The organism is Halorubrum tebenquichense DSM 14210, from assembly GCF_000337415.1.
GTDB lineage: Archaea > Halobacteriota > Halobacteria > Halobacteriales > Haloferacaceae > Halorubrum > Halorubrum tebenquichense.
Genome location: NZ_AOJD01000027.1, coordinates 130,020 through 142,904, shown reverse-complemented (window position 1 = coordinate 142,904; position 12,885 = coordinate 130,020). Strand labels below are relative to the sequence as shown.

Sequence of the window (12,885 nt, the reverse complement as noted above, 5' to 3'; positions counted from 1 at the left end):
GCGGCCGGTCGGGGCGAACCGGTTCGGGTGGAACGCGGCATTGAACCCGCTCAGTGCGAGTGGCCGAGCGCCTCTTCGAGGGGCTGACCGAAGCGCTCCTCGAACAGCTCCGCGGCCGTCTCCTCCATCTCCGCGATGTCCTCGGGCACGTCCCCCTCGCTGTGGTGGACGATGACGTGGGCCTGCTGGGCCATCGCCTGAACGACCACGTCGGAGACGACCGCCGTCGACGGTTCGCCCTGTTCGCTGAGCACGTCGACGAGGCCGGCGGGCAGTTCGAACGACTCTTCGTCACCGTCGGGACCGGTGACCGTGTAGGTCTCTGTCTCTCCCATACGCGTGGGTCGCGGCCGCGACATAAGGGTCTGTGGAAACCGGACGGGGGCGAACGCGGTCGTCTCCCGCCCGCGGCGCGGGGGCGTCGCCGTCACCCGTGCGACGAGATGGCCCTCACCGAGGAGCCGGAGCCGACGACCGCGGCGAGGTACACCGCGATGGCCGTGACCACGATCGATCCGCCGGAGGGGAGTCCGAGCCCGATCGAGACCGCGAAGCCGCCGGCCACCGACAGCTGGCCGAAGATCACTCCGAGATACATCGTCTCGCGGAAGCTCCGGGCGACCTGCGAGGCCGCCGCGACGGGGACGACCAACATCGCGGCGACGAGGATGACGCCGAGCACCTGCATCGCGCCCACGACGACGACCGCGGTCAACACCACGAGCAGGGTGTTGTAGCCCGTGACGTTCAGCTGCGCGACCCGCGCGGCCTGCTCGTCGAAGGTGATGAAGAGGAGCTGCTTGTACGTCAGCGCCACGCCCGCGACGACGATCAGCGAGAGCGCGCCCATGAGGCGCGCCCCCTCCGGCGTGACGACCGCGAGGTTCCCGAACAGGTACCCCTGGATGTTGACGCCGGTGAGCCCGTCGCCGTAGCTGATGATCAGGGTGCCGACCGCGAAGCTCCCGCTGAGCATGATCGCGATGGGCACGTCGCCGTAGGCGTCGGTGCGTTCGGTGAGCCACTGGACGGCGAGCGCGCCGAGGATGCCGACGACGAGCGCGACGAGCAGCAGCGACCCGTTCCACCCGGTCGAGGCCGTGAGGAGGATGCCGACCGCGACTCCGGCGAAGGCGGTGTGCGCGAGCGTCTCCCCGATCAGCGCCATCTCGCGGTGGACGAGGAAGGAGCCGACGAGCGGGGCGACCACCCCGACGAGCACGCCGACCGCCATCGACTGCCACATGACCGGGTGGCGGAACACGTTCGTCCCGAACGCGGCGTCCATCCCCCGGCCGAACGAGCGGAACGCGGCGTACAGGTCGCTCGCCACGGGGAGGTCCCGCGCCCAGTACAGCAGAACGAACCCGAGCATGACGGCGGCGACGACAGCGGTGACGCCGATGCCGACGAGCTCCGCGGTCCGGCGGAGCCCGCGGTCGGGGCGGGAGCGGTCCCGTCGAGTCCGGTCGCCGTCCGCCCGCGATTCCCCGCTCATCAGTGGTGGTGGTGGACGACCTGTCCCGTCGTGCCGTACGCCTCCGCGAGGGCGTCGCTCTCGACGAACGACTCCGTGTCCCCGTGGTGGTACAGCTCGGTGTTGACGCAGGCGATGCGGTTCGCGCGGTCGGTGACGACCCCGATGTCGTGTTCGATGAGAATGATGGTGATCCCCTCGTCGTTGAGCTCGTCGAGGAGGGCGTAGAACGCGTCGCGCGACTCGGCGTCGACGCCGACGGTCGGCTCGTCGAGCGCGAGGAGGTCCGCGTCGCTGGCGAGCGCGCGCGCGATGTACGCCCGCTGCTTCTGGCCGCCCGACAGCTCCGAAACGAGTCGGTCGGCGAGGTCGCCNGTCTCGATGGCGTCGGCGACGGCGTCGCGGTCGGCCGCCGAGAGCCGCCCGCGGCCGGCGTGCGCGAACCGGCCCATGGTGACGCACTCCCGGACGGTGACCGGCATCGCGCCGCCGCGGCTCGTCGCCTTCTGCGAGACGTAGCCGATCCGCCCCCCGTCGTCGAACTCCTCGACCGGGCGGCCGAACAGCCTGACGGACCCCTCGTCCGGCTCGTGGAGGCCGAGCATGAGGTGGAGCAGGGTCGTCTTCCCGGAGCCGTTCGGGCCGACCAGCCCGAGGAAGTCCCCCTCCTCGACCGTCAGAGAGACGTCGCTCACGGCGACAGTGTCGCCGTAGGAGAACGTCACGCCGTCGATGTCGACGATTTCGCTCACTGCGTGTCCTCGATCTGGGTCGGCCGCACGTTTAGCTCCTTTCGTCCGTCCCCGCGCCGTCGCGTCGGCGCACTCGCCGGCGGTCCGTCGTTCGTCCGGCTCACTGCGCGCCGAACGCCCGCTCGAAGGCGGGGACGTTGATCTCGGTCAGCTGTTCGAGGTAGCCGTACCCGGCGTCGTTCCACTCGCGGGTCGTCCCGCCGGCGGGCGTGACGGGGACCGCCTCCGTCGCGTCGCTGTTCTCGACTATCGACTCGGCGAGCCGCGGCGACTGGAACTGGTCGTACAACACCACGTCGATCCCCTCGGAGTCGACGAGGTCGATCGTGTCGGCGATCTCCGTCTGGGTCGGCTCGTTCTGCGGCGAGACGCCGACCGGTGAGTGGAGCCGGAACCCGTATCGCGCCTCCAAGTACTGGAAGGAGTTGTGGCCGGCGAGCACGGCCACGTCGCGCGCGGCGTCCTCGGCGATCGACTCGAACGCGGCGTCGACGGCGTCGAGTTCCTCGGCGTACGCGGCGGCGTTGTCGGCGTAGGCGTCCGCGTTCTCCGGGTCCGCCTCGCCGAGTCCCGCCGCGATCGTGTCGACCATCTCGGCCGCGAGGAGCGGGTCCACCCAGACGTGCGGGTCGTACCGCTGCTCGTCGTGACCGCCCTCTCCGCCGCCGTCGTGGTCCTCGCCGTCGTGGCCCCCCGACCCGTGGTCGCCGTCCTCATGTCCGTCCTCGTGGTCGCCGCTCTCGTCCTCGCCCTCGTGCGAGTGGTCCCAGTCGAGCAGGTCGCCTTCCACGTCGGCGAGCGCGTCGATCACGGCGACGGAGTCGTAGTCGGCCTCCAGCGTCGCGGCGAGGTCCTGCGCCCACGAGAACTCCGGACTGTCGAGGTAGACGAACGCGTCCGTCGCGGCGACGTCCGCGGCGAGGGTGCCGTCCGGCGTCCAGCCGTGGCCGAGCCGCCCGACGTCGACCGGGTCCTCGAAGGTCGCCGCGTCGCCCGCGACCTCGTTCGCCCAGTCGTTGAGGGTGAAGAAGGCCGCGTAGCCGGCGTCGAACCCTCCGGCGTCGCCGTCAGTGCCGCCGCCGGAACACCCCGCGAGCGACGCCGCCGCCCCCGCTCCCGCGAGTCCGGCACCGCGCCGCAACACCGACCGCCGTGAGTGAGTCATACCGATCCGTAGCTCCGATTAACAGAAAAAAGTTATTATTTGATAAGCTTCAATTAATAAATCGACGAGCGAGAGCGCTCCCGATTAACAATCCGCGGCGAGCGTTCGGGCGCGGCCCGCCCCTCACTCAACGAGGTCGACGACCGCGGCGTCGGCGAGGTCGGCCAGCGTCGCCGGGTCCATCGCGAACACCGCGCTCGGCGTCCCCGCCGCGCCGTAGACGGTGTCGTACTCCGTGAGCGTCGGGTCGAAGACGGTCGGCAGCGCGGCGTCGTGACAGAGCGGCGGGACCCCNCGCCCATCGCGGCGGCGTCGGCCCCGAAGTGGTCGGCGACGGCGTCGAGGTCCAGCCGGTTCGCGCCGCTCGTGATCGCGGCCGCGAGGTCGTTCGGCGAACCACGGTCGCCGCCGGAGAGCGACACGACGATGGTCGAGGCGATCGCGCCCGTCTCGCAGCCGACGGCGTCGGCCGCGGCTGCCGCCGTCTCCGTCCCCGCCTCGTACTCCAGCGCGTCGAGGTCAACTCCGTACCGTTTCCGCGCCCGTTCCGCGAACTCCGCCGCGCGTGGATGCATGCTACCCGCGCCGCGTCCCGCGGGTATCAAGCTCCCGGAGGCGGTGAAACTGCGGCGGGTCACGGTCGAATTCGGCGGCAGGAACAGGCGGTCGGACGGCGCTATCGGGTTCGGATCTCGTCTTTGTCCTTGACCACGCGGGCGTCGCCCTCGCCCGAAGTGACCTCGTTGACGAGGTCGTAGAGCTCGTTTTGAAGCCCCGCCGAGAAGGTGAGCACGCCGACCCACGAGCCGTCGTTCTGCCACTCCTCGCGTTCGAGGTCGCCGAACTCCCTGATCTGCGCTTGCCCGGATCCCGCGTAGTCGGCCGGAAGCTGGACCGCCATCGTCACCTCCTCGAACCGGATCGGGATCACCGGGCGCAACGCGTCGAGCGCGTCGTCGACCTGGTTCTCCACCGGTTCCATCGGGTCGATCTGGAACCCAGCCTCTTCCAAGGCGCGCTCGATCCGCTCCGGCGGGTGCGGCGAGTCGTCCATCTGCGGGTTCACCGCGTTGCGCGTGATAGTGGTGACGAGCTGGTTGTGCTTCCGCTCTTGCATCTCCGCGCGCTGCTCGGCGGTGATCTGGATCTCGCCGCGCTCGACGACCTCCGGAATGATATCCAGCGGCTCCGTGGTGCCGAAGACGGTCTCTAAGTCCTCCTCCGTGGGACGGTCCCCGCGCGAGGCGTTCTCGAAGATGTCCTCCGCGGCGATGACTTCCTCTAAGTCCCCCTCGAACTCGCCGCGTTTGATCGCGAGCGCGGCGTCGGGGTCGATCAGGACCTCGAAGCGCTCCCCGTGTGACTCCAGTCGGGCCGTCACGGCCTCGTCGAGCGATATCATACCGGAGGCTACCACCCCCGCGGGCAAAAAGCCTCCCGCCGATTGCGGTCCGCCGACTTCGGTCACTCTGTGCGTCTATCCGTCCGCCGACGGGCGCTCGTCCTCCCATGCTCCGCGGCACGCCTCCGAGCAGAACCGTCGATGGACGGCGTCGCCGTCCTCGACCCACGTCACCGTTCGTCGACCGACGCCCAGCGCCGGCTCGCCGCACGCCGCGCAGCGCGGCGCGGATTCCTCGTCGACGTCCTCCTCGAGCTCCGAGGTCGGATCCACCATACCGTCTCGTGTGCCCCCCGGACACTTGAACCCGCGAAGGCCGGCAGTTCTGGCCACGGCCGTGGCGGTCCCTTCAGCCGGGGCCGTCCGAGCGTCGCGGTCGGCAGTCGCCCGCTACCGCGTCGTCCGAACGTCGCGGTCGGTCGCCTTCCGCGACGGGTGTCTGACCGTGATCTCTTGGTCCGCGCTGGGTCCGACGACGGTCCGCTCGCGCCCGTCCGACCACCGCACGTCCACGCGCAGCGGCTCCGCGTGCGCGAGACCGAAGTGGGCGACCGGCTCCGTCTGGCAGAGGCAGCCGCCGCCCGCGTCGACTGTCCGGCGCTGAACCCCCTCGGCGGTCTCCAGCGTGACGACGGCCCCGCGGGCCGGCGCGCCGTGGCGCGTGGTGGGGCGCACGCGGAGCCATCCGGCGTCGGGCGCGTCCGGGTCGCCGTAGGCCGTCACCGGCTGGGCGGCGACCTCGCCGTGGACGACGAGGAGTTCGAGCGCGCCGTCGCCGTCGAGGTCGGCCGCCACCGCCCCGGTGCCGAACCCGTCCGGCTCCGCGGCCGCGCCGAGATCCACGGGCTCCCAGCGCGAGCGCCCGTCGGGGCCGTCGACCCGCTCGAACAGCCGGTTCTCCCCGCCGCAGACGTTGAAGAACAGCTCCTCGCGCCCGTCGTTGTCGAAGTCCGCGGCGACGACGGTCCGGACCGCGCCGGCGTCGCGAAGCGCGGGAGGAGCCACGTCCTCGTACCCGCCGTCGGGCGCGCAGCGCAGCAGCCGGCTCGGGGCCGACTCGTTGCCGACCGCGAGCGCGAACGTCCCGCCCTCGTCGACGATCGCGGCCCCCCGCGTGTCCCCGCCGGGATCGGAGAGGACCGGGCCGCCGTCGGTGCGGGCGTAGTGGCCGTCGCGGTTGCTGAACAGCCGGTTCGGTCCCCCTTCGACGCCCGCGAACAGGTCCCCCTCGCGGGAGCGGTACGGGACCGCGAGCAGCGACCGACAGCCGCCCGCTACCTCCAGCCCGACCGCCTCGGCCATGTCGGTGACCTCGCCGTCGTCGCCGAGCTCGTAGAACGCGAGCGGGGCGGCGTAGCCGGAGACGGCGACCCCGTACCGGCCCGTGCCAAGGCGGTCGAGCGCGGCGACCGAGCGCCCGGCGCGCACGTCGAGGCGGTCGGCGTTCACCTCGCGGGCGAACACGTCGGTCCAGCGGTACCGGTCGGACTCCAGCCGGCTGAGGAGGAGGTCGGGGTCACCGCCGTCGACGCCGCGCGCGCAGTTGTGGACGTACACCTCCTCGCAGCCGTCGGCGTCGAGGTCGGCCGCGCACACGCCCATCCCGTGGCGCGTCCCGTCGGCGACGATACCGCAGGCGGTGTCGGAAAAGCGGTCGCCCTCGCGGGCGTACAGCCGGTTCGGCTCGCCGTAGCCGGCGACGAAGACGAGCGGTCCGTCGCGGCCGGGGGTCACCGCGACGCCGTACCCGCGCATCGGACGTCCGTCGTCGACGAGGGCGGACCGCTCCGTGAACATGGCCGCCCGTCACCGCTCCGAGGATATGAACGCACGGGTTGGATACGGCGAGATCCGACCGGGACGAAAGTGACGACTCCGCTAAAGGTTCCGCTCGACGTACCGGTTCACCCGCGAGACCCGGTCCGCGTCGAACGTCCAGAGGCCGCGCCAGACCCGGGGTTCCGCCTCGACCGCGAGGAGCGCGACACCCCCCTCGATCCCGCGCTTGAGGTCGCTCCCCGGGTCGCTTTCGGCCGTGTGCGGCCCCTCCGGCGGTCGGTACACGACGAACCAGCTGTCGGTGAAGTCCGGGTCCTCGCCGGCGTGGATCACCGCGTCGAGGTCGTCCGGGAGGTCGTCCGGGACCCCGTAGAGGTGCGCGTCGACGCCGGTGTCGGCGATGCGCTCGTAGACGGCCCGCGTGCCGACCTCGTCGTCGATGCGCGAGAGCCGCTGGAACGACGAGCGGAGCGTGCCGTCGCCGGCGGTCCACGCCACCCGCTCGATGAACCGAGAGATGGTGATGAGGAGGAGCTTCTGGCGGTTGGACTCTGGATAGCCGCGGAGCGTGAACGTCGCGTCGTTGAGGCCGCTTATCACCGACGGGAGGTCCACGTCGTCCAGCGACCGGCTCCCCGTGGTGTACAGGTCGGAGTTGACGAACAGCACCGCGTCGCCCAGTTCGCTGAGCGTCGAGCCGGCGACGACCTCCCCGTCCTCCATCAGCAGGACGAGGTTCTCGATGTCGTCCGGAGTGCCGCCGTCGAAGGGGATGTCGTCGCGCCGGCGGAGCACCTCCACGTCGAGCGAGGGGACGACCTCGTCGTCCCCGTCGACACCGGCGTAGCCGGTCAGCTCCTCGGCCGTCAGGCCGACGTTCCGGCTCGCATCGACGGGTCCGGCCCTCTCCGTTACGCGGCCGTCGCCCGCGCCGTCGGTTACGCGGCCGTCGCCCGCGCCGTCGGTTACGCGGCCGTCGCCCGCGCCGTCGGTTCCGCGGCCGTCGCCCGCGCCGTCGGTTCCGCGGCCGTCGACCACTCGCATTACGTCGTCGCCGAAGGTGTCCACGAGCATGTTCAACACTGGGTCCGGGTCGGTTCGGTTGACGACGACCACGGAGCGCTCGGGCCCGTCGAAGCGATCGAGAAACTGTTCGAGAGTCACGTAGTCCGCACTGATCGGGTTCGACGCATAAGGATTCCCGCGCAGTTATCGCGTCTGAGAACGGATTCGATCGTCGACGCGCCCCGCGGCGGTGGCGCGTCCGAATCCGGTCCGCGGCGACGGCTCTTCCGGACCGCTCGGTCGACCGCCTACGCGCCCAGCGAGTCTTCCAGCAGCTGGAGTGGGTGTTCGATCTCGTAACCGGTGCCGTGTTCCATCTGCATCGCGCAGGTCGGGCACTCGGTCATCCCCACGTCGCCCTCGGCGTCTTCCATGTGTTCGAACATCTCCTCGCCGATCTCCATCGACTTCTCGTACTTCTCCTCCTTCCAGCCGTAGGTGCCGGAGATCCCCGAACAGGAGTCGCCGACGTCCTCCACGGTGACGCCGTCGACGTCGCGGAACGTCTCGACGGCCTGCCGGGCGAGCCCCTGATTCCGGGCGTGACACGGCGCGTGGTACGCGAGTTCGCGCTCCTCGTCGGGCCCGCCAGCCGCGTCGAGTTCGCCTTCGAGGTCCTCGTGGATGCGGAGGTACTCCATCGCCTCGAAGGTGTGTTCCGCCAGGTCCTCGATCCCGTGGAGGTCGAACAGTTCGGGGTACTCCTGCCGCAGCGACATCGAACAGGAGGTACAGGAGGCGATCACGTCCGCGCCCTCGCCGATGGCCTCGACGAGGTTCTCGACGTTCGTCTCGGCGTGTCGCCGAGCGTCGTCCAGCATGCCGTTCGCGAACATCGGCGTCCCCGAGCACTTCTGCGGGGGCACCATCACCTCGTAGCCGAAGTGCTCGTAGACGCGGACCATCGCCTTGCCGACCTCGGGGGTGTTGTAGTTGGAGTAGCAGCCGTGGAAGTACGCCACGCGCTTGTCCGGGTTCTCCACCTTCGCGCCGCCGCGCGCCTTCCACCACTCGCGGAACGTCTCCGTGGCGAACTCGGGGAAGTCGCGCTCCTTGGGGATCCCCATCACCTTCTCCATCGCCCACCGCGCCGGCCCGAAGTTCATCGCGAACGAGGCCGTCCGCGGGAACATGCTCGCGAGCCGCGCCGACGTGCGGTAGTTCGCCAACAGGCGGTTCCGAATGTACTCGACCGAGAGCTTCTCCATCTGGCGCTCGACGAACTGCCCGCGCGCCTCGTTGTGCATCTGCGAGAGCGGCACCGAGGACGGGCAGGCGTCGTCACACCGCATACAGTTCGAACAGGAGGTGATCGACTCGTCGATGTCGTGGTCCCCCTTCCGCTTGAGCCGCCACTGTTCCGGCCCCTGGAACTTCGGGCCGGGGAACTCGTCGTCGACCTCCGCGACCGGACAGGAGGTGTCACAGCTCGTGCACTTGTAACAGGAGTCGGCCCCCTCGCGGAGGTCGAGGTCGCCGCCGGGGAACACGTCGACCGGATCGTACGCGTCGGGGTCGAGGTCCGTCGAGTCGGTCCCGCCGGTCGCGCTCTCGACGCCGCCGTCGGTGGCGGCGCGCGCCGCGGCGTCGTCTCCGCCCGCGGCGGCCTCCGAGTCGCGCGCGCCGACCGCGTCCGACTCCGGGACCTCCCCGTCGTCGGGGACGAATATCGACGGCTGCTCGTCGCGGCCGGCCTCCGGCACGCCCGGGGCCGGCTCGCCGCGGCCGCGTCCGTTACCGCGGTCGTCCTCGCTCGACTCCTCCGCACTCCCGTCGTCGTCCGTGTGTCGTGTCATTGTGTCGCCTCCGTCGCCGCCTGCCGCCCGGCCACGATGCCGGTCGCGAGCGACACCCCGCTCGCGGACTTCTCCCTCGCCGCGTCCGCGCCGCCGACGACGCCGCCGGCCGCGAACACGTTCTCGTACTGTACCGCTCCGTCGCCGTCCACGGGCCGCATCCGCTCGTCGGGTCGCACCCCGAACCGCGCGTACGGCTGGTCGCCGAACGCGTCGTCGACGAACCACTCGTACCGGTCGTCGGGCTGGTCGACGAACAGGTCGAACACCGGCTCGCGGACGCCCTCGCGGTCCGAGTCGAGCCCCTTCCCGACGAGGCCGCCGGTCGCCAGCACGAACGCGTCGGCACCGTACGGAGCCGTCCGGCCCTTCCGGTCGACCGCGACGGTCTCCACGCGGCCGTCGGCGGCGGACTCGACGCCGACCACGGGGTTGCCGGTCTCGAACCGGACGCCCTCGGCGTCGAGCGCGTCGAAGAGCCGGTCCTCCAGGCGGAGCCCGGGGAGGCTCGGCGGCCCCATCGGGATCTCGAACACGTCCGCGCCGAGCCGCTCCGCGAGTTCGGCGCGGACCGCCTCGCCCTCGTCGTCGCCGAGGAACGCCGGGAAGCCGACGCGCTCGACGCGGTCGACGCCGCCCGACCCGTCGACCACGTCGTGGAGGTGCGGGGCAACCGCCTTCGCGAGCGCCTCGCGGGCCGGGACGCCGTCGATTTCCTCGTCGTGGTCGAGGGCCTTCGCGACGCGGGTGATCTTCGCGTCGGCGCGGAAGGCCTCCGCGAACTCCACCTCCGCGCCGGCGGCGTCGAACGGGACGCCCGCGGCCTCCAAGCGTCCCGCGAAGGCCCGCGCGTCGTACTCCGTCAGCGACCGGAACCCGACGATCAGCGCGGGCCGGTCGTCGCTCGCGAGGCCGGCCTCGGCCGCCGCCGGGTACCGCGCGGTCGGCTTCACCGCGCCGCCGAACGTCGGCACGAGGGCGTTGCGGTCGGTGTGGCCCCCGCGGTACGCGTCCCCCGCGAGGTCGTCGAACAGGTCGAGCCCGTCGCGGAGCGCGTCGCTCCCCGCGATCCGGTACGGGTGCGACTCGGGGAGCCGATCGATCGCCTCGAAGGGGTCCGCGAGCGGTCCCTCGGGGTCCGGCCACTCGTCGGGATCGAGGTTCCGGCCCGCGGTCGGCGGCCCGTCGCGGAGGGGCTTCGCCGGCTCCGTCGCCGGGACGTAGCCGAGCGCGTCGATCAGCCCGGAGGCCTGCCGCAGCGTGCTCGCCTTGTGGGAGACGAGCCGCACGTCAGCGCCCTCGCGGGCGGCCGAGACCGCCGCGGTCACCGCGGCGAGGCCGCCGCCGACCACGAGGACGTCGCTGGTTATCGCCATCAGCGTCCCCCGTCCGCGGTCGCGTCGCCCGTTGCGCGACCCCCGTCGGCGCTCGCGTCGCCCGTTGCGCGACCGCCGTCTGCGGCCGCGGTTCCGGTCGACCCGGCCTCGTCGCTCCCCGAACCGCTCGCGTCCGGCGATCCCGCCCCGGCGTCGAACGCGTCGAAGTCGACCGACTCGTCGAGGTTCGCCGGGTCTCCGTCGCGGTTCATCGTGGTCGCGTGGAGCATGTGGTTCAACATCGCCTGCGAGAGCTGCTCGCCCCACAGGGCGTGGCGCTGGCCCTTCCAGCGCTCCTGGTACAGCTCGTCCTCCGCGTCGCGGACCACCGGCTCCGGGTACTCCTGTGCCAGTTCCGACGCGATCCGATGGGTGCAGAAGCCGCCCTGACAGTTCCCCATCGAGGCGCGGGTCCGCAGGCGGACCGCGTTGAGGTCGGAACCCGCCTCGTCGACGGCGTCCTGAACCTCTGCGCGGGTGACGCTCTCGCAGTTACAGACGATCGGGTTCGGGTCGTACTCGTCGAGCACGTCGTCCGCTCGGGAACCGAGCCGCTGGCCCGAGCGGCGGGCGACGGGCGAGCGGAGGCCGAACTCGTCCATCAGCTCCTCCATCCGCGCGGGGTTCTCGGAGCCCGGCAGCGGCGCGTCGGCCGTGTCGCAGGTCGCCTCGTGGCCGAGCGTCTCGCAGACGTGATCGGAGATGGACTCGGCCATCATCCGGTAGGTGGTGAGCTTCCCGCCGACGATGGTCGTCATCCCCGGGAGGTCGTCGCGGTCGCCGTGGTCCAGGAGGAAGTAGTCGCGGGTGATGTCGGTCGGATCCTCGGTGCCCGTTCCCGGCGGCTCGTAGAGCGGCCTGACGCCCCAGAAGGAGCGGAGCGTCCGGGCGTCTTCGAGCGCCGGGACCAGCTCCGAGAGCGTCTCGATCATCAGGTCGACCTCCCAGTCCTCCTCGGGGTAGTCCTCGGGGTCGTCGACCTCCTCGTCGGTCGTGCCGAGGATACAGGCGGTCTCGTGCGGAACGATGATGTCGGCGTCGCCCTTCGGCCGGCAGCGGTTGATCACGGTGTCGACCTGTCGGGTGTTCATCACCGTCATCACGCCCTTCGAGGGGCGGACCTCCACGTCGACGCCGGCCATCTCGCCGATGTTGCCCGCCCACGCGCCGGTCGCGTTGACGACGTGGCGCGCACGGATCTCCTCGGTGGTGCCGGGTTCGCGGTGGACCCGCTTGCCCGGCCCGGTCTCGTGTTCGATCTCGACGCCGACGACCTCGCCGTCCTCGACGAGCACGTCGGTCACCGGCGCGTGGGTCTCTATCCGCGCGCCGTGCTCGCGGGCGTCCGCGGCGTTCGACACGCAGAGCCGGAAGGGGTCGACCGCGCCGTCGGGCAGCGCGATGGCCTTCTCCACGTCGCGCGCGAGGTACGGCTCGCGCCGCCGCGCCTCCTCGCCGTCGATCACCTCCGCGGGGATGTCGCAGGCGCGACACCCCTCCAGCTTCTCCTGGAAGTACTCCTCCGAGTCCTCGGGCCGCTTGACGAACAGCCCACCGGTCTCCTCGACGCAGTGGGCCGCGATGTCCCGGAGGACCATGTTCTCCTCGATGCACTCCTCCGCGCTCTTCTGGTCCGAGACCGCGTACCGACCCCCGCTGTGGAGGAGGCCGTGCATTCGGCCGGTCGTTCCGTGCGTCAGGTTCCCCTTCTCGACGAGAACCGTGTCGAGGCCCCGTCGCGCCAGGTCCCTGACGACGCCGCACCCCGTCGACCCCCCACCGACGACGACGACGTCCACTTGTCTGTCCATGGGAGGCCCTTGGACCACGACCACTTTACTTTACCTCCCGAGCCGTCCCACCCATAACTATCAGGGACATTCAAGTAATGTAATCCCTGTCTCTGCCGGTGCGTTTATATACAAGTCTTTTTCACTCAGCTCGAAGTTCGGATTTTAACAGGAACATTATTATGGTAGTACATTATGTTCACGACCGGCGTGGTAGCTTCCGTGAAGATATGTCGCGGCGGGTTCGAAACGCCTCGCGGCCGCCTCGAGTCGGCTCCGGACG

General features: G+C 70.9%; 11 protein-coding genes and 1 pseudogene. All 12 read right to left on the bottom strand.

Features of this window, described 5'->3' with window-relative positions:
- Positions 1-50: 50 nt before the first annotated feature.
- Positions 51-335, bottom strand: a complete 285-nt coding sequence (locus C472_RS04300) for a DUF7545 family protein (protein ID WP_006628574.1) — start codon at positions 333-335, stop codon at positions 51-53.
- 92 nt (positions 336-427) lie between these two features.
- Positions 428-1,498 carry a metal ABC transporter permease gene (locus C472_RS04295; RefSeq protein ID WP_006628573.1) on the bottom strand — a complete coding sequence of 357 codons (1,071 nt, stop codon included), beginning with the start codon at positions 1,496-1,498 and terminating at the stop codon, positions 428-430.
- Positions 1,498-2,229 (bottom strand): metal ABC transporter ATP-binding protein, encoded by a 732-nt coding sequence (locus tag C472_RS04290; protein ID WP_006628572.1) that lies wholly within the window; start codon positions 2,227-2,229, stop codon positions 1,498-1,500. Before C472_RS04290 ends, C472_RS04295 begins: the two co-directional genes overlap by 1 nt.
- A 100-nt stretch (positions 2,230-2,329) precedes the next feature.
- Positions 2,330-3,394, bottom strand: coding sequence for a metal ABC transporter substrate-binding protein (locus tag C472_RS04285; RefSeq protein WP_006628571.1), 1,065 nt, complete (start codon positions 3,392-3,394; stop codon positions 2,330-2,332).
- Positions 3,395-3,517: 123 nt separating this feature from the next.
- Positions 3,518-3,969 (bottom strand): annotated as a pseudogene (locus tag C472_RS04280) (YbaK/EbsC family protein).
- Positions 3,970-4,070: 101 nt separating this feature from the next.
- Positions 4,071-4,796: a ribosome assembly factor SBDS gene (locus tag C472_RS04275; protein ID WP_006628569.1), complete on the bottom strand. Its 726-nt coding sequence runs from the start codon at positions 4,794-4,796 to the stop codon at positions 4,071-4,073.
- A gap of 75 nt (positions 4,797-4,871) precedes the next feature.
- Complete coding sequence (locus C472_RS04270) at positions 4,872-5,072, bottom strand: DUF7576 family protein (RefSeq protein WP_006628568.1); 201 nt, start codon at positions 5,070-5,072, stop codon at positions 4,872-4,874.
- 114 nt (positions 5,073-5,186) lie between these two features.
- Entirely contained in the window at positions 5,187-6,593 is a 1,407-nt protein-coding gene (locus tag C472_RS04265) for a CRTAC1 family protein (RefSeq protein WP_006628567.1), read from the bottom strand.
- A gap of 81 nt (positions 6,594-6,674) precedes the next feature.
- Complete coding sequence (locus C472_RS04260) at positions 6,675-7,739, bottom strand: hypothetical protein (RefSeq protein ID WP_006628566.1); 1,065 nt, start codon at positions 7,737-7,739, stop codon at positions 6,675-6,677.
- Between the two features lie 149 nt (positions 7,740-7,888).
- The gene (locus tag C472_RS04255; protein WP_006628565.1) at positions 7,889-9,436 is read right to left on the bottom strand and encodes an anaerobic glycerol-3-phosphate dehydrogenase subunit C; all 1,548 of its coding nucleotides are present in this window, start codon (positions 9,434-9,436) and stop codon (positions 7,889-7,891) included.
- Entirely contained in the window at positions 9,433-10,812 is a 1,380-nt protein-coding gene (glpB, locus tag C472_RS04250; RefSeq protein ID WP_006628564.1) for a glycerol-3-phosphate dehydrogenase subunit GlpB, read from the bottom strand. The genes C472_RS04255 and glpB overlap by 4 nt, the downstream gene beginning before the upstream one ends.
- On the bottom strand, positions 10,812-12,623 hold the full coding sequence (gene glpA / locus C472_RS04245) for an anaerobic glycerol-3-phosphate dehydrogenase subunit GlpA (protein WP_049906304.1): 1,812 nt from the start codon (positions 12,621-12,623) through the stop codon (positions 10,812-10,814). The genes glpB and glpA overlap by 1 nt, the downstream gene beginning before the upstream one ends.
- Between the last annotated feature and the right edge of the window lie 262 nt (positions 12,624-12,885).